The 17,576-nt window shown below is 61.8% G+C and carries 13 protein-coding genes; 6 read left to right on the top strand and 7 right to left on the bottom strand.

Annotated elements, in window-relative coordinates; translation table 11 throughout:
- Positions 1-115: 115 nt before the first annotated feature.
- Both OH764_RS25615 and OH764_RS25610 read right to left on the bottom strand, forming a co-directional pair.
- Entirely contained in the window at positions 116-1,030 is a 915-nt protein-coding gene (locus OH764_RS25615) for a glutaminase (protein ID WP_110403525.1), read from the bottom strand.
- 105 nt (positions 1,031-1,135) lie between these two features.
- Complete coding sequence (locus OH764_RS25610; RefSeq protein ID WP_204521600.1) at positions 1,136-2,722, bottom strand: DHA2 family efflux MFS transporter permease subunit; 1,587 nt, start codon at positions 2,720-2,722, stop codon at positions 1,136-1,138.
- A 388-nt stretch (positions 2,723-3,110) separates the two neighbouring features.
- Here OH764_RS25610 and OH764_RS25605 point away from each other — a divergent pair, with 388 nt between their 5' ends.
- The 3 genes from OH764_RS25605 to OH764_RS25595 all read left to right on the top strand — a co-directional run bounded on the left by OH764_RS25605 (position 3,111) and on the right by OH764_RS25595 (position 6,101).
- Complete coding sequence (locus OH764_RS25605; RefSeq protein WP_498848979.1) at positions 3,111-3,770, top strand: alpha/beta hydrolase; 660 nt, start codon at positions 3,111-3,113, stop codon at positions 3,768-3,770.
- Positions 3,771-3,994: 224 nt separating this feature from the next.
- Positions 3,995-5,047, top strand: coding sequence for a rod shape-determining protein (locus OH764_RS25600; RefSeq protein ID WP_498848978.1), 1,053 nt, complete (start codon positions 3,995-3,997; stop codon positions 5,045-5,047).
- A gap of 265 nt (positions 5,048-5,312) precedes the next feature.
- Positions 5,313-6,101, top strand: coding sequence for an alpha/beta fold hydrolase (locus OH764_RS25595; RefSeq protein ID WP_498851291.1), 789 nt, complete (start codon positions 5,313-5,315; stop codon positions 6,099-6,101).
- Positions 6,102-6,126: 25 nt separating this feature from the next.
- Here OH764_RS25595 and OH764_RS25590 read toward each other — a convergent pair whose 3' ends face one another.
- The gene (locus tag OH764_RS25590) at positions 6,127-6,528 is read right to left on the bottom strand and encodes a hypothetical protein (protein WP_020070910.1); all 402 of its coding nucleotides are present in this window, start codon (positions 6,526-6,528) and stop codon (positions 6,127-6,129) included.
- A 410-nt stretch (positions 6,529-6,938) separates the two neighbouring features.
- Between OH764_RS25590 and OH764_RS25585 the strand changes: the two genes are divergently transcribed.
- On the top strand, positions 6,939-9,221 hold the full coding sequence (locus OH764_RS25585) for an amylo-alpha-1,6-glucosidase (RefSeq protein WP_498848977.1): 2,283 nt from the start codon (positions 6,939-6,941) through the stop codon (positions 9,219-9,221).
- An 87-nt stretch (positions 9,222-9,308) separates the two neighbouring features.
- Here the strand turns inward: OH764_RS25585 and OH764_RS25580 are convergent, their stop codons facing one another.
- The 3 genes from OH764_RS25580 to OH764_RS25570 form a co-directional block, all read right to left on the bottom strand.
- The gene (locus OH764_RS25580; protein WP_498848976.1) at positions 9,309-9,593 is read right to left on the bottom strand and encodes a hypothetical protein; all 285 of its coding nucleotides are present in this window, start codon (positions 9,591-9,593) and stop codon (positions 9,309-9,311) included.
- 310 nt (positions 9,594-9,903) lie between these two features.
- A complete protein-coding gene (locus OH764_RS25575; protein ID WP_498848975.1) occupies positions 9,904-11,472 on the bottom strand; it encodes a diguanylate cyclase domain-containing protein in 1,569 nt (522 codons plus the stop codon).
- 197 nt (positions 11,473-11,669) lie between these two features.
- Entirely contained in the window at positions 11,670-14,081 is a 2,412-nt protein-coding gene (locus tag OH764_RS25570) for a sensor domain-containing protein (RefSeq protein ID WP_498848974.1), read from the bottom strand.
- Between the two features lie 413 nt (positions 14,082-14,494).
- On the opposite strand from OH764_RS25570, the gene OH764_RS25565 reads away from it, so the two are divergent.
- Together OH764_RS25565 and OH764_RS25560 are read left to right on the top strand one after the other, a co-directional pair.
- Positions 14,495-15,280 (top strand): EAL domain-containing protein, encoded by a 786-nt coding sequence (locus OH764_RS25565; protein WP_498848973.1) that lies wholly within the window; start codon positions 14,495-14,497, stop codon positions 15,278-15,280.
- A gap of 386 nt (positions 15,281-15,666) precedes the next feature.
- Positions 15,667-15,990 (top strand): hypothetical protein, encoded by a 324-nt coding sequence (locus OH764_RS25560; protein WP_498848972.1) that lies wholly within the window; start codon positions 15,667-15,669, stop codon positions 15,988-15,990.
- A gap of 130 nt (positions 15,991-16,120) precedes the next feature.
- Here the strand turns inward: OH764_RS25560 and OH764_RS25555 are convergent, their stop codons facing one another.
- Complete coding sequence (locus tag OH764_RS25555) at positions 16,121-17,473, bottom strand: MFS transporter (protein WP_498848971.1); 1,353 nt, start codon at positions 17,471-17,473, stop codon at positions 16,121-16,123.
- Between the last annotated feature and the right edge of the window lie 103 nt (positions 17,474-17,576).

The following is a 17,576-nucleotide window of genomic DNA, read 5'->3' as shown; positions in this document are numbered from 1 at the left end:
GGTTCGAAAGGTTGCCAACGCAAACAGCGAATAGTACGACGCAGTGTTTCAACGTCGCGCTATTCGCGATGTGTTAATTCACCCTGAATGTCTGTACGGCAATGCTCATTGGCAATCAGAAAATTGACTGGCCCGTATAGGTCGTCAACCATTCGAGTGCAAGAACTCCGGCCAGTGAATTGCCGTTTGCATCGAGCCCCGGCGACCACACGCACACTGCCATTTCTCCGGGCAATACTGCGACGATTCCGCCGCCCACGCCGCTCTTGGCGGGCAGGCCGACGCGGTAGACGAAATCGCCGGCTGCGTCGTAAGTACCGCACGTTAGCATCAGCGCGGAAAGACGTTTCGCGGAGCTGGTGTCCAGAATGCGCTCGCCAGTGGACGGCGCCACGCCATGATTGGTCAGGAACAGTGCTGCCTTCGCGAGTTCAACGCAGCTCATGGATATCGCGCATTGGCGGCAATATGCATCGACCACGACCTCCGGCGCCATTTCCATGTTGCCGAAACTGGCCATGAAATGCGCCATCGCACGATTGCGGTGGGCGTGCTGCAACTCCGATTGGGCGACGCGCAGATCGTAGTCGATGCTTGCTTCGCCTGTTAAGCGCCGCATGAATTCGACGAGCGCGGTTTCGGCCTGCACGAAGCGCCGGCACAGCACGTCGGTAACGATTAATGCGCCTGCATTGATGAACGGATTGCGCGGCTTGCCGTGCTCCGCTTCCAGTTGAACCAGTGAATTGAACGCGTTGCCCGACGGTTCTCGACCGACACGCTGCCACAACTCGTCGCCAAGCAGCCGGAACGCCATCGTGCAGGCGAATAGCTTTGAAATGCTTTGAATGGAAAAACGCGTGTCTGCTTCGCCGATCGTAAATACTTCGCCGGATGTCGTGACGATCGCCATGCCGAAGCTGTCGGCGGGGACTGTCGCCAGTTGCGGAATGTAATCGGCGACTTTGCCGGTGCCGAGGAAAGGCCGCAAGTCGCGATGGATCTGTTCGAGGATGGATGCGTAGTTCATGAGGCTCAACCCTGTGGAGCCGCGATTCTACTGTCAAGCATCCGCAATGTGTTGAGGCGGGCGTCGCGCGAAGCTTTGAAAGCCGCTGCGACGCCCGCGCTGCCGTCAATGCGCGCCTGCTGCGTCCTGACTGCCGCCCTTTGCGGGCCGGGTGATCCAGATCAGCGGGATGATCAGGATGAAGATGACTGCCGATATAAAGAAGATATCGTTCAGGCCCATCATCGCCGCCTGCGTATTCACGGTGAAATCGAATAGCGCGTGCGCCGATTGCGTGTTCATATGCAGCAACGACTGCGTCGAATCGATCTGCTGGTTGAACAGCGGGTTGTTGACAGATGCGCGTTCGGTGAGCCTTTCATGATGCAGCACTGTGCGGTTGTTCCAGGCATTGCCCGCAACCGAAGTGCCCACCGCGCCGCAAAACACGCGAGCGAAGTTCGACAGGCCCGCCGCTGCGGGAATCTTTGCGGGCGGCTGTCCGGAGAGAATGATCGACGTCAGCGGCACGAAGAAGAGCGCCATTGGAATGCCTTGCAATAGCGTCGGTATCACGAGGTGCCAGGTGTCGATTTCGATCACGTACTTCGAGCGCATATAGAAGACGATCGCGAAGCCGACGAAAGCCATCGTCGCGATGATGCGCGCGTCGGAGCGCGGCAGCACGCGGCCCATTACCGGCGCGAGAATCACGGCGAAAATCCCGAGCGGCGCGGTGACGAGACCTGCGTCAACCGAGCGGTAATTCAGGTACTCCTGCATCCACTGCGGCAACAGCACGAGATTGCCGAAGAAAACGCCATATGCGACGGAGATCGCAATCGTCCCGCCCAGAAAGTTGCGCTGCTGAAAAAGCCGCAAATCGACGATCGGGTTCTCTTCTGTCAATTCCCACACAAGGAAGAATGCGAAGCTGATCAGCGCGGTAATGCCGAGAATTACGATAACCGGCGACGCGAACCAGTCGAGATCCTTGCCCTTGTCGAGCATGATCTGCAACGAAGCTACCCACGTAATCAGCAGGCCGAGCCCGACCACATCGATTGGCGGCTTACGGGTGGGCGACTCGCGAGTCCGATAGATCATCCACGTGACGCCGGCAGCGAACAAGCCCACCGGAATGTTGATGTAGAAGATCCATGACCAGCTGTAGCTGTCCGTGATCCAGCCGCCGAGCGCCGGGCCCGCGATCGGACCGACGGTGGCGGTCATCGCCCATAGCGCGAGCGCGGTCGACGCTTTCTCCTTGGGATACGAGCCGAGCAGAATGGCTTGCGACAGCGGAATCAACGGGCCAGCCACAGCGCCCTGGAATACCCGCGCGAGCAGCAGTATCGGCAGCGTCGGCGCAATGCCGCACAGCCACGAGGCAAGCACGAACATCAGGATCGCGCCGACGAACAGCTTCACCTGGCCGATGCGCTGCGTGAGCCAGCCGGTGAGCGGAATCGAAACCGCATTGGCCGCAGCGAACACGGTAATGACCCAGGTGCCCTCGTCGACTGAAACGCCCAGGTTACCCGAGATGGTGGGAATGGCGACGTTCGCTATCGACGTGTCGAGCACGTTCATGAATGTGGCGAGCGCGACGGCAACGGTCGCGAGCACCAGTTGCCCGCCTTGCAGCGGCGGTGGAGGGGCGGGTGGGGCGGACGCGGGCGCGGAAGGCGCCGCGGACGGTGGTTGGCTCAAGAGATTCTCCCGGATCGATGTGCCGCGGACCTCGCGCGCCGATATCCCTGCACTGCTGCATGGGCATGCGCCGCTATCTGCCGCTACTGTGCCGCTAAGTTGCCACTCAGGGTGCCATTCATGCGCCTCCAATGCGGCGCTCACGCGACCTGCGGCGACATGCTGCGACAGGCAGCGTCATACGGTGAGGCAGGTCCGCTGGATGCTCGCAAAAGGATACCTGTATTCATCTTTCGACGTCGCCGACGCGCGCAGGCAGAGGCGGCACGAGCAAAGCCGACAGCGTATGCTCGCGGCTAGGGCCGACCCAGACTGCATATTGCTGCAGTTTGCGATGTAGCGGGCGGCCGCCTTCAACCGCAATTCAAATACAGCAAAGGAAAGCAATATGGCCTGGGAGCAATTCGAACACGGCTGGCGGCGCGCGCCGCTGACTGCGCCTGCCAAGGGACTGGTGGTGCTGATGCATGGCGTGGGCAGCAATGCGCGCGATCTGATGCCGCTCGCGGACATCTGGAGCGAGCGTTTGCCCGATGTGGCCTTCACGTCGCTCGACGGCACCGATCCCTTCGACGGCGGTTTCGGCGGGCGTCAGTGGTTCAGCTTGCGTGACATTAGCGAAGGCAATCGCGAAGCCCGTGCTGCGACAGCCTACGCCGCGCTGCGCCGCATGCTCGAAGCCGAGCTGGCTCATTGGAAACTTGCTTTCGGACGGCTTGCGCTCGTCGGATTTTCGCAAGGTTCGATCATGGCGCTGCATCATGTGGCGACGAGCGCGGAGGGCGCTGCATGCGTCGTCGCGTATTCGGGGCGGCTCGCGTCGCCCGTCGGCGCGCATAACGGCACACCGCTCACCCTGATTCACGGCGAGGAAGACGAGGTGATTCCCGTTCAGGAGCTCGAATACGCCGCCGACGCGTTCAGCGCGGCCGGCTACACCGTCGACGCCTATGCGTTGCCAGGCGTCGGTCACACGATCAGCGCGGACGGCGTCGCGCTCGGCGAGCAGGCACTCGAGCGCACGCTGGGCGCTTTGTCGCGCGATTGATACAGATCGCTTGAAAAGCGGCCCTAAAGATCTCGATCTATTTGCCGTTAACTGCTCATAGCACGAAAATCACGCCCGTCGCGGGACTGCGCAGTGCCCGCGGCAGGGGTGACCGGGGGCGCACTTTTCATGCTGCCGTGCATGGGCGCTAACGACGCAAACAAGCGACGCAACTGAGCGAAGCCACCACGCGACGCTACAGAGCGACACAACAGAGCCTTCTTATGGCCAAACCGACGCCGCATCACCCGCTTTTCGACCGACTGTTCCGCCAGGCCGTGACGGTGGACCTCGGCACGGCCAACACCCTCATTTACACCGACGACGGCGGCATCGTGCTGAATCAGCCGTCGGTTGTCTGCTTCGAGAAAGATCACTCGACCGGCCCAAAACGCGTCACTGCGGTGGGCTCCGAGGCGCGCCAGCTTCTCGGCCGGGAGCCGCGCAATCTGGAAGCCGTGCGCCCAATGCGTCATGGCGTGATCGCCAACTTTTCAGCCGCTGAGCACATGATCCGGCAGTTCGTCGATATGGCACGACCGCGGCAATTCTTCAGCCGCCGCGCGGCATTCACGCTGTGCGTTCCGGCGAGCGCGACTCAGGTCGAACGTCGCGCAATCAAGGAAGCGGCGGTCGCGGCGGGCGCGTGGAAGGTCAGTCTGATTGACGAATCGCTAGCGTCGGCTGTCGGCGCGGGTTTGCCGGTGTCCGACGCGACCGGCTCGATGGTTGTCGATATCGGCGGCGGCACCACTGAAGTCGGCGTGATCACGCTCGGCGGCACCGCGTATAGCGGTTCGATCCGCGTGGGCGGCGACACCTTCGACATGGCGATCATCAGTTACGTGCGTAATCTGTATGGCGTGCTGCTCGGCGAGCAAACCGCCGAGCACGTGAAGAAGAGTATCGGTTCGGCTGTGCGCGACGTGCCGGCCGAGCACATGAACGCGACCGGGCGCAGCGTGGACGACGGTTTGCCGCGCACGGTGCAACTGAGCAATCACGATATTGCCGACGCGATAGAAGGACCGCTGCGCCAGGTGATTGGCGCTGTGAAACGCGGGCTGGAAATGGCGCCCGCCGAACTCGCCACCGACATCGCGCACAACGGCATCGTGCTCACGGGCGGCGGCGCGCTGCTCGGCAATCTGGAGCGGCGCCTCTCGAACGAGATCGGCCTCGAAGTGCGCGTGGCCGACGAGCCGCTGACGTGCGCCGTGCGCGGCGCGGGCGCGGCAGCCGCCGCCGGCTTGCTGGAAGAGTTCGCTTACGAGTGAGTCGACCGTAGCCGGCCGCGTTCCTGCGGCCTGCAGCGCGTTTTCGGCAGAACTCCATCCGCGAACCTGCCGACCGGCAGCGTGAGACGCGGCTATGTGACAATACATGTCGCGTGGCGCTTGCAGATTCCTGCAAGCGCTCGATCCTCCCACTCAATTCATCCGACCGGCGTTGCGGCGCTGCCGCGAACCCTCTGTGAATCGATCCGCTTCTGAGTCCTTCGGTACTTCCGCTTCCTTCATCGAACTGGAAAGCGGTTTGCGCATGCCCTATGTCGAGGCTGGCGATGGCGAACTGCTGCTGTTCGTGCACGGCTCGCTTTGCGATTACCGTTACTGGCAGCCGCAACTCGCCGGCCTTTCGAAGCATTACCGTTGCGTCGCGGTGAGTCTCACGCACTATTGGCCGATGACCGAGACCAGGCCTGACGCCCCGTTCAGCTGGAGCGCGCATGCAGATCAGGTTGCGCAATTTATCGAGCGTTTTGGCATGGGTGCGGCCCACGTGGTCGGTCATTCGCGCGGCGGCTGCGTCGCGTTTCATTCCGCGCGTCGTTACCCGCAGCAGATACGCACCTTGACCCTGGCCGACCCCGGCGGCCCGTTGCAGATCGCCGGGCGGCCACCCGCAAGCGTGCCCGAAACGGTCAATGCGTTGCGAGCGCGGGCGGTGCAGTTGATCGAGGCCGGCGACGTGGAGGCGGGCCTGCAACTGTTCGTGGATTCGGTAAGCCGCCCCGGTTTCTGGGCGATGAGTACGCCGGCTTTTCGCCGGATGGCAACCGACAACGCGGCCACGCTGCCGCTGCAACTGCGCGATCCGTTGCCGGCTTACGTGCCGCAAGAGGCCGCCGACGTGCGTTGCCCCGTGCTGCTGATAGACGGCGAAAAAAGTCCGGAGATGTTTCGGCGCACTGCGGCCGCGCTGCAATCCTGGTTGCCCAACGCACGGCGCGAAACGGTGCGCGGCGCGTCGCACGGCATGAATCTCGCCCATCCGTCGGCCTTCAATCGTTACATCGACGAATTCATTCGCGCGACGAACGTCAGATGACCGGCGGATCTTTCAAACGGATTGCTTACGCCTTGCGATGCGCGTCCTTGTCGAGCGCGCGTTCCGCCGCTTCGCCAACCAGGCCGTGATAATAGAGATGCACGCCGATCGCGAGCGAGTCGTTGCGGATCTCGTGAAACGCTTTCCACGCTTTGGCCGGATCCTTGAACAGCAGGTAGTGCGCTTCGTGCGCGATCAGATCCGCGACTTCGTGCAGCCCGTGCCCATGCAATACGTCGACGAGCGCGTCGAGGCTGCGATGCGTGCGCGCGTCGGTGCGTGGATACAGCATGTGCAGCACTGCGACGTCCTGCGTCTTCAAAGCCGCCGACAGGGCGACGACGATGTCCTGATGGTTCAGCGCACTGACGGCGCTGTCTTCGCTATGGACGTGGTCCGGAAAAAGCGTTTCAAGAGAGGCGTTCATTCGGGTTCTTCCTGTTCTTCTGGCTGATTAAAAAGGCCCGCCTAAGCGCGGCGGGCCATGACAGCGATGTGTCCGCCGGGCAAGCAGAACACGAATTCAGTATCGCAGATGCGTCGCTGCATACTCAGTCCTGCCAAAGCAAAACATTGTTGCTGTTAGCGTCTCAAGGCACGTCTCAAGGCAGCGACTCATCGACCCCAGGCGGCGCGAGATTGCGGGTGCAATATGGCCGCACCACGCCCGAACGCGGGGCTCTCTGCACGTCCTGTGCCACCGAAAAAAAACCGAAACTCCTCCGCGAGAAGTTCGTCTGAAGAGACCAGACCTTCTACAATCGGAAGCGACCGGGCACCACCCGCCGCAACCGGAAGTGAAGCGAAACGCAGCAGCGAACCATAGGAGCGACCCTGATGCAGCAGCCTGAAGCCCTCGGCGGCCTGTCCCACTCGGGCGGAATCGATCACCGCGAACCCGAGCAGGACGGCGTTTTCATCCCGACGGAAAACCTCAACGTTGCCAGCGCCACGCAGCACGTGCTGAAGTCGGGCGACACCTTCATCGTCAACGATCCTCTCGGCGATATCACCGGCCACGACGACGGCCTGTTCGTCAACGACACCCGCGTGCTCTCGCAACTGCGCCTCACGTTCGGGGGCCGTGCGCCCTCGCTGCTGTCGGGCAGCGTCAGCAGCGACAACACGTCGTTTACCGCGCATCTGACCAACCGCCCGTTGCCGCCGCTCGGCGGCGACAGCACGCCTGAGGGCGTGATCCACGTGGAGCGCGTACGCGTGCTGTCCGGCACGGTGCTCAACGAAGCGATCGAACTCACCAACTACGGCGCGAGCGACGCGATCGTGCCGCTGTCCATTTCGTTCGGCAGCGACTTTCGCGACATGTTCGAGGTGCGCGGCCTGAAGCGCACGAAGCAGGGGCGCATCGAGGCGCCGCGCGTCGAGAACGACGAAGTACTGCTGGGTTACGTCGGTCTCGACGACGTGGCGCGTAATGTGCAGATCGCTTTCGCGCCGCAGCCGGACAAGCTGTTCGCCGACCGCGCCGATTACACCGTCAAGTTGCCGGCTCAGGCGTGCGTGTCGATCTATCTGTCGATCGCGGTTCAGGTGGTCGCACAATCGCCGGATGCGCCGAGCGCCGGCGTGTCGTCGCCGACCCATCCAGTGAGCGAAGCGCATATGTCGCAGATCGACACCGAGCGGCCGCGCGTCGGCCGCACCGCGGTGCGCGCCGCGCTGGTCGATGCGCACCTCGTCATGCGCGAACGGCGGCGTGTGACCGCGCGCGTGCGTTCGAGCAATCCGCTTTTCAACGCGTGGATCGACCGCTCGCTTGCCGACCTCGGCTTGCTGACCACCGACCTCGCGACCGGGCCGTATCCGTATGCGGGCATTCCATGGTTCTCCACGCCGTTCGGGCGCGATGCCGTGATTACGTCGTTGCAGACGCTCTGGTTGCAGCCGCAACTCGCGGCCGGCGTGCTGCGTTTTCTTGCCGAGCATCAGGCAAGCGAGAACTCGCCGTTTCGCGACGCCGCGCCCGGCAAGATCATGCATGAGATGCGCAAGGGCGAAATGGCGGCCACCGGCGAAGTGCCGTTCGCACTGTATTACGGCGGCGTCGACACCACACCGCTCTTTATCGTACTGGCCGGCGCTTATGCGGCTCGCACGGGCGACATCGCGCTGATCGACGAACTGTGGCCGGCGCTGGAGCGCGCGGCCGGCTGGGTTGCGGGTGTATGCGACAAGAATCGTTATGGGCTGCTCGACTATCAGCGCGAGTCGGACGGCGGCCTCGCGAACCAGGGCTGGAAGGACAGTCACGATTCCGTGTTTCATGCCGACGGCCGCTTCCCCGATGGTCCGATCGCGCTTGTCGAAGTGCAGGCTTATGCGAGCGCCGCGTTCGACACCATGGCTCACTTTGCAAAGCTGCGCGGCCTGCACGACGCAGCCGCGCAATACAAGGCGCGTTCGAAGAGACTGCGAGAGTGCGTCGAAGAAAAGTTCTGGATGGAAGAGTCCGGCTTCTATGGGATCGCGCTCGACGGTCACGGTGAACTGTGCCGTGTGATGGCGTCGAATGCGGGCCACCTGCTGGCTTTCGGTTTGCCTTCGCGTGAGCGCGGCGAAGCGGTGGTGCGCGCACTCGACTCCACGCTGTTTCACACCGGCTGGGGCGTGCGCACGCTGGCCGCGAGCCAGTCGCGTTTCAATCCGATGGCGTATCACAACGGCTCGGTCTGGCCGCATGACAACGCAATCTGCGCGCGCGGGCTGTCGCATTACGGCGGCAAGGCAGCGGCGGTGCGGCTGTTGCAGGCGCTGTTCCAGGCGGCCGTCAATTTCGACATGCGTCTGCCTGAGCTGTTCTGCGGCTTCCCACGCCGACGCGGCGAGCCGCCCACCGCCTATCCAGTCGCCTGCCTGCCGCAGGCATGGGCAGCGGGTTCGCCGTTCATGATGCTGGAGGCGTGCCTCGGCATCACGATCGACGCCGAGCGCCGTGAAGTGCTGATCGAGCAGCCCATGCTGCCTGAGGGCATCGACTGGCTCGAAGTTGGCGATCTGCGGGTTGGCGACGCGTCGGTGTCGATCACCTTCCGCCGCATCGGCGAGAAGGTGGTCGCTTCCGCTGAGCAGGGCGACGTCCGGGTCGTGGCGCTTCTGTGAAGTCGCCTGCGTGGATCGCGGGGCTAAGGCCCCCCGCCGGCAGGCAGCAGATTTTGCGATCTGACTGCGGCCGCTAACGGCCTCGGCTCAATCAGGCTTCTTCAGGCCGCTTGGATTGGCAGGCGTGCCGGGCGATGCGTCAGGACGCGGCGGGCGGGCGCCTTCGTCTGGGGCCACGATAATGCCCGGGCCGACCGGCAGCGACGCACTGCCGGTCGCCGGCGCGGAAGCGGGCGCTTGCGGTTTCGCGCTGCCCGTCTTGCTCGCGTCCGCGCGCGGGCGGCTGGTCCCTGAGCCCACGGTGCCGCCCTGTGCATGTCCTGTCCCTGTGAACGCGAGCGCCAATGCGATTGCGACGAGTCTCGTGAGCATGACGGCTTCCTCCGTCTAGATTCGGCGATAGCGCGCGGCGGCACGCATGTGCATCGCCGGATATGCATATCGGATTCATAGCCCAGCGCAGAGGGTGGGTCAATCAGGGGGAAATACTCCGTTTTAATTGCAGGCCGGAGGGCACGGCAGGCAGGCCTGCGCAGGTTGCGCTTCGTGCAGCGGCATGCGGATTGCGGGGTGGCGAACGCAGAGGCGCTGCTTACGCCGAGGTCTTCGACACGGGCGGCATTAGCCTACGTGTGAATGGCGGAGACCATCGTGCGAGTCGCTAGCAACGCTTCGTGCGCGCTCAGGCTGTACCGACGCTCGCATCCCGATCCGCGTCCGGTTCCGGCTCGGTTTGCCCGTGCGAAATGCGGTAGGTGCCTTTGCCGGCCTTTTTTGCGCTGTACATGGCCTCGTCGGCGCGCCTGATCAGGTCGTCGACGGGTTCTTGTGTTTCCGCGAGCGCAATGCCGATGCTCGTGCCGATATGGATCGTGCCGGCCGCCGTTAGCGGATACGGCTTCGCTATTTCGCGGATCACGCGCTCGGCGATTGCAACGACCGCGTCCAACGCGGCATTCTCGACGATCACGGCAAACTCGTCTCCGCCAAGGCGCGCGGCAAATTCACCATGCCGCAGCGTTTCGGTAAGCCGCGTCGCAACTGCTTCCAGAACTTCGTCTCCGGCGGTATGGCCGTGCCTGTCGTTGACCTGCTTGAAGCCGTCCAGATCCAGGTAGAGCACGGCGGTCCGCGTATCGCTGCCGCGGCGCGCGCTCGACAGAATCTTCTCAAGACGCTCGCGCAGCTCGCGCCGGTTCGCAAGCCCGGTAAGCGAGTCGTGGCGAGCCATGTACAGCACCTTCGCTTCGCTCTGCTTGCGCTCGGTCACATCTTCGATAATCACGACGGCGCTGCCGTCCGGCACAGGATTTCGCGTCAATTCGAGCTGGCGGCCGTTGGGCAGTGCGAGTGCGAGCGGGCGTCGTTTTTCGTGAAGCCACGCGGAGCATTTTTCCGTGAACTGCTGACCCAGCCGTTCGCCGAAATGCGCAAAGCCGAGATGGCCGATGAAATCGGGTAACGGCACGTTCAGTTTCAGCGTGTCGAGCGTCGCGCCGAACAACTGGGCGGTGCGGCTATTTGCAATGGCCACCTTTCCCGACCGGTCGATAGTGCAAAGCCCATGCGGCATGTGAGTGAGCGCGGCGTCGAAGCGCACTGCGAGTTCGGCGTGATTCTGCTCCGCGATCATCAGGGCGACGAGTCCCCTGTAGTGGCGCTGCACGATAGATATCATGGCGCCCACGTAGAGAAGCAGAGGGGGCACGAGGATCCACGAGCCGGCAATAGGCGAGAACACTGCGCCCAACCCGATGGGTATCGTTACGAGGCATATCTGGGCGATCGCGAGGCGCGGTACTGAAGCGTTCCTCGAAGCGATCCCGCCCAGAATGCCCGATGCGACCATGAGGGCGAGCGATGCCAGAGTGGTGTCGGCGGTGCCGACGCACCCCATCGTCCCCAGTCCGAGCATGAGGCTCGTAGTGAGGCACAACGGGGCGTACGTCGCTGCCCACGGACGCGGGTTGAGCGGGCTGTTCCGGTTATGCGACGTGTACGCGTGAATGATGCTCAGGCGTCCTAGCAAAACCCACGCGTCCGCGAGCAGCCAGAGAATCGCCCAAGGCTGATGCAGGCGCGCGTAGGCCACCGCTGCGACGAACGCGCTGGCGACCACTGACATGAGCAGAGGCCGCCTGTTGTCGAAAAGCGTCGCCAGCAGCCGGGCACGAATAGACGGCGATACGGCCGCGCCAAGTTCGGGCGGAGTCGCGAGAATCGACTTCGAAACGGAAAGATTTACTGCCATGGTGCCGCTTGGGTCTGTGCGGGGCGGAGCTACATTCCCTGTCTTAACGGCGAAGGAAGGCGGTTCTTTATCGGGAATTGCCCGAAGGCGTGCTCGCGGTTCTTCGCGGTTGCAAACGGAAACCGGTCCGACTCGTTTCCGTCAGCGTTGGGTTGCCGAATTGCTCGCGCTATCGGCCAAGCAACGACTTGCTCCGGTTAGTCGCTGCCTTGCGTCGCGAACAAAGACATGGAGCTGGGGCCGTGACGCATTATTAGCGAACGACAAGCATCCACAAGGTGTTCCGCATCCATCGGCTTCGTCAGGAAATACCCCTGGACGTGGTCGCAACTTGCGTCGCGCAGCGTGCGTAGCTGCTGCTCGGTTTCGACACCTTCCGCCGTCACTTGCATACCCAACTCGTGCGACATCTGGATGATGCCCCGAATGATCGACGCGGTGGCTGCGTCGCGACCCAGCCCCGCGGTAAACGAGCGGTCGATCTTCACCGTATCGGGTGAGAAGTCGGCAAGATAGCGTAGGCTGGAATAACCGGTTCCAAAATCGTCGATGGCAATGCGCACGCCAAGGCGCTTGAGTGCCATGAGCGTTTCCTGGGCGAGCGACGGGTTTTCCATCAATGCGCTTTCGGTCAACTCGATCTCGAGGCAACGCGGCGGCAATGCATGCTTGCGCAGCGCGTGGTCGACCACGGCGACTATCGTGTCGTCCCTGAGTTGACGCGCCGACACATTCACCGACATGCAAAGCCCCCTGCGTCCGGCAGCGCGCCAGATTGCCAGTTGCGCGAGGGCCGCATCCATGACCCATGCCCCGACTTCGACAATGAATCCGCTTTCTTCCAGTATGGGGATGAAGCTTCCCGGTCCGACCATTCCTCGCGTTGGATGATTCCACCGAACGAGTGCTTCAACGCCTTTCACCGTCAACGAAGCCGGCTCGTGAATGCCCTGGAAATGAAGGACGAACTGCTCTGACGCAAGCGCCATAGGCAGGCTGCGCTCGAGTTCGAAATCGCCAAGTACATCGCTCGACGCCTTGTCGGCAAAGCGGAAGCCGTTGCGGCCACCCTTTTTCGCCGCATACATTGCGATGTCCGCGCTTGTGAGCAGCGCCTCGTGATCCCGGCCGTGCTCGGGAAAGAGCGAGATGCCGATCGATGCGGTGACGAAGGGCGTAGCGTTGTCCTTCCGAACGTCGGTCGAAAAGACGTTCAGAAGAGACTGTGCCAACGCTGCCAATGCAACCTTGTCAGTCTCGCCGCTGATGATGACCGCGAACTCGTCTCCTCCGAGACGCGCAATGCATGCGTCGGAAGGCAGCGCCTGCGCAATGGTATTCGCGATGTCTTGCAAGAGACGGTCGGCGGCCGTATGGCCCAACGTATCGTTAAGCACCTTGAACCGGTCAAGGTCGATAAACATGAGGCCGAACGGAACGTTCTGTCTGCACAGTGTTTTCATCCGCCGAACGAGGGCGGTACGGTTAGCGAGACCGGTGAGTCCATCGGTGTAGGCTAGACGGTCGAGCGCCGCGAGACGTTCCTGTTCCGACGTGATGTCCTCGCTAACGCCGATAATGCGCACCACGTTTCCGGACTCGTCGCGGACCGGATAGGCCGTGCTTCTAATCCAGCGCAGGCAACCATCGGGGCGCCGGATGCGGTATTCCGAGCGACCTTCGACCCCTTCCGACGCGATACGATGCATCTCCGTCAGCAACGCCTCCAGGTCCTCGGGCAATACCAGGTCGAGCCACGCCGAGGGCCTCGTGCTGAGATCTTGAGCTTTGATGCCGAACACGCGTTCAACGCCCGCACTGACATGATAAAAGTGTTCGAAATGCGCGCTGTACGAGTAGAACACAAGCCGAACATGCGACTCCATCTCGTGCATGAGTTCATTGCGCTCGCGGAGTGCTTTTAGCAACTCGCACTGCTGGGTAACATCTTCTGAAGCACAGAGAAGCGCGACTACTGCGCCGTTCTCCCCAGTAACCGGTGTGAGCGTTGAATTCCACCACTTGGTGCGTCCCTTGGTCGTCGGGCAACTTCCGGTGAAAGATGTGCTCGTTCCGGCGAGAGCGGCACGCCAGGCGTGCTCGGCTGCGGTGCGCTCGTCGCCGCTCCAGAAATTGAGCCAGTCTGCGCCGCTGAGTTGTTCCGGCGACTCCGCTTCCATCAACGCGGCCCCATGCTCGGACACCCGCAGCATCTTTGCATCGGTATCGAGCACCTTCAGGCAGTCGCGATTCGTGTTAAGAAGCCCACTCGCCAGCGCAATTGCGGCGCGCTGCCGGGCGTGGTCAGAAGCGAGCTTTCGACCGATAGCCACGAGCCCGACGACGCCTGCGGCCAGTGCCAGTGCAAGACGCAAGGTGGTCGCCACTTCGCTGGCGGCGCTGTGCACCAGAATTCCCAAGCCGATGCCGGCGGCCGCAGCAATGAAGAGACTGGCAAGCGGTAGAGAGCTGCGTTGTCCGTACTGGCCAAGAAAATAGGAGAGAAACTGCTGGTTTCGGGCCGACGAACTAGTGACGCTTGCGTGAACATTGCCCTGAGACCGATCTCGACTGGAAGGTTTAGGGCGCCATGCCGCTTTGATTCTCACGCTGTTCTCCGACTGCCTGTTCGCGTGGCCGTTCGAATGCCGCGTGCCACTACGTCCCTAGTATTACGGTCCGTTTGCGCGAATCTTTAATGGCGGGGCGCTGAAGAACGCGCAGTGCCTCGTCGGGGCGCGTTGGGCGAGCTTCGTGCTGCCGGTTGTAGTGCGTATACGAGGCGGGTATTCCGGCGCTTTGCCGAGAACGGTCGGACGCGCCTCTGCTTTGTTGAAGGGCGGCTCTACAGATCTGTCGCCGGCCGCCGATAAGATGCATTAATGCGTGCAGTTGTCAGGAATGGACGATAAGTCCAAAGCTGTGCGGATAAGCGAGCGAGGCTCAACGCCGAGCGGCGAGCTACTGTGACTTCTGGCGTTATCGGCTCGACGCCGAAGCAGACAATGATGGTAAATACGAAATGGCTTCTTTCAAGATTCACGATCACGCGGCTGAGCAGCCGCAAAAATGTTCTGGGTGCCGGGACACGACGCGCCCGCCCGTTGAGATCGAGTTCGCGTTTCAGCCCATCGTCGATATCAGCGCAAGCACGGTGTTCGCGTGCGAGGCGCTCGTGCGCGGCCCAAATGGCGAATCTGCCTATTCGGTGCTCTCGCAAGTTGACGACGCAAACAAATATCAGTTTGACCAGCACTGCCGGCAGGTCGCCATTGCCAGTGCAGCCGCGCTCGGTCTCGACGCGTTTCTGTCCATCAATTTCATGCCCAACGCGGTCTATAAGCCCGAGGTTTGCATAAGGAGCACCCTCGATGCAGCGCGAACGCATGGCTTTCCCATCGAGAGAATCATCTTCGAAACGGTGGAAGGCGAGCATTTGACTGATCGCACCCATCTCGTCGACATCTTCCGGACGTACAAGCAGTTTGGCTTCCTGACGGCAATCGATGATTTCGGAGCCGGCTATTCCGGGCTCTCCCTGCTGGTCGATTTCCAGCCTGACATTATCAAGCTCGACATGGGACTTTTACGCGGCATCGACACTGACCGTGTGCGTCAGCGCGTTGTGCGAGGCGTCCTATCGATATGTCAGGATTTAGGTATTCGCGTGGTTGCAGAGGGCATTGAAACCAAGGGCGAGCGCGACTTCTTCATTGCGCATGGCGTCAATCTCATGCAAGGCTATTTCTTCGCTAAACCGGGTTTCAGGTCCATTCCGACCGTTGATGCGACCGCGTATCTAGCCTGACCGTGGGCAACTCAGACCGGGCTTTGCCAAGCCACACCATCAGCAAGGCGATGCAAGCGCCGTACCCGAGGCGAGCTTCCGCTCGCTTTCGATGCACGCTCTCGCCGCTCTCGCAAGCGATGGGATCACATGCGCCTTCCTCTTCTCAATACACGAGCCAGCAATCGCTCTGTGCCACCCCACGTATTCAACGGCAGGCATAGCGGTTGCGTATCGCTTACCGCCCATGCGACGTAATGCATGCCAGGTCGATCAGAGTACGACTGCGGCCAATGGGTCGACGACGCGCGGTGTCGGGCCTGCACCGACCGCGCTATCTCACGTGCACGAAAAGGAGCGCCGACATGGAGACTGGTTCGGTCGTTCGAATACTCAGGGAGGTAATCATGGAAGCAATGAAGAAAGCAATGCTCTGTTCAGTTTTGGTGGCAGCTTCTGTTGGGGCCGCGTTTGCGCAGGGCGGGGGTGGCGGTGACGGTGGCGGCAGCGGCGGCGGAACCGGCGGCACCAGTGTCGGGACAGGCGGTGCTGGCGTAGGTGGCGCGAACGGCGCGGGCCAGGGCGGCGCGGGAATGAGTGCACCCAATACGGGTGGAGGAGCGATGTCCTCGTCGAAGGGTTCCCATTCGACAATGGCGCCTACCCGCAAGCCGCAGAAGGGCGCGCAGGGCAAGGGCGCGTCCGATACGGCTGCCTCCAGCGCCCAGTGAGCAACCTGTAGCGTCGCCCGCGCAGGTTCGCAAATCTGACGCATTGCAGAAGAACAGCGGCCCACCGAATGGTGGGCCGCTGGCGGTGAATTGCGTCAGTTTGTTCTCAACCGCACTCGCTACGATTTCCTCACGCGCGCTCGACCGGGTCCCTGTTCAGCATACTTCGCGGAATGGACAGAATGAGGACGCAACTGACAAGCAGGCACGCGCCAAGAGCATAGGTACCATTGTTGATATTGCCGGTCAGATCTTTAGCGACACTCGTAATCATCGAACCGGTGAAGCCGGACAGATTTCCCACGGAATTGATAAGTGCAATGCCAGCAGCCGCCGCGGTGCCAGAAAGAATCTGTCCAGGGAACGTCCAGTAAATCGGCATCAGACCAAGAATCGCACACGTGGCGATCGTCAGGAAAACAATCGACAAAGCAACGTTGTCCGCGAACGCAGCACTCAGGATCAGGCCGACACCGCCAATACAGGCAGGAATAGCGGCGTGCAGTCTGCGCTCCCCGGTCTTACGGGAGTGCCAGGCGTTCCAGATCATCGCTGCAACCGCGCTGAGGTACGGAATAGCGGTCAACAGGCCGATGTTCAAAGTGCTCTTCACCCCAGAAGCTTTGATGATTGAAGGCAGCCAGAAGGCCAAGCCGTAGAAGCCAGTGTTGAACGTGAGAAGAATAAAGGTCAACAACCAGACGCGTGGGCTCTTCAACGCAGCTGCAACGCTGTGGGTCTTTTTAGAGCTCTCCTGCTCAAGATTCCTTTGCAGCAGAGCTTTCTCGGAAGCCGTCAGCCAGTTCGCCGATTGAATTCCATTGCCCATGCGGAAAAGCACGACGAAGGCGACCAGAATAGAAGGAATGCCCTCAAGCAGAAGCATCCATTGCCAGCCTCCCATGCCGAGCAGGCCGTGCGTGTTTTCCATCAACCAGCCGGAGATGACGCCGCCGAGTGTCAGGCTGACCGGAATGGCAATCAGGAAGCCCGACATGGCCACGCTTTGGCGCCTCGCGGGGAACCAGTAGTTCATATACAGGATGATTCCAGGGAAGAACCCGGCCTCGCACACTCCCAGCAGAAACCGGAGAATGTAGAACATCGTCGAGGTCTGAACATGGAAGAAATGCGCAAGAGGCGAGATGAACGCCAGTGACGAGGAGACGATGCCCCACGTCACCATGATGCGTGCAATCCAGAACCGCGCGCCGTATTTGTGAAGAAGAAGATTGCTGGGCATTTCAAAAAGGAAATACCCCCAGAAGAAGATGCTGGCGCCCACGGCGTAAATGCTGTCGCTGAAGCCCAGCGCGTCGAGCATCTGCAGTTTTGCAAATCCCACATTGACACGGTCGAGGTACGCGACCACGTAGCATAGAAGCAGCAGCGGCAGGATGCGCTTCAGTACCTTTCGGTACAACTGTTCTTCGGCCTCGCTGGCTACGGCGGGTGCCACCGCTGCCTGAGTAAGGGTTGGCATTGGGACTGTCTCCTTTTGGTATGTCCTCTGCGAGGAATGCCCGGCTCGCTGTTACCGATAACATCGGCGGGCAAAGCTTTCCCCTGCGGGAAAATGTTATCGG

It is taken from the genome of Burkholderia sp. M6-3 (genome assembly GCF_050858985.1).
In the GTDB taxonomy this organism is placed as follows: domain Bacteria; phylum Pseudomonadota; class Gammaproteobacteria; order Burkholderiales; family Burkholderiaceae; genus Paraburkholderia; species Paraburkholderia caledonica.
Note: the sequence above shows the minus strand (reverse complement) of the source record. Positions and strands in the feature narration are given on the sequence as shown.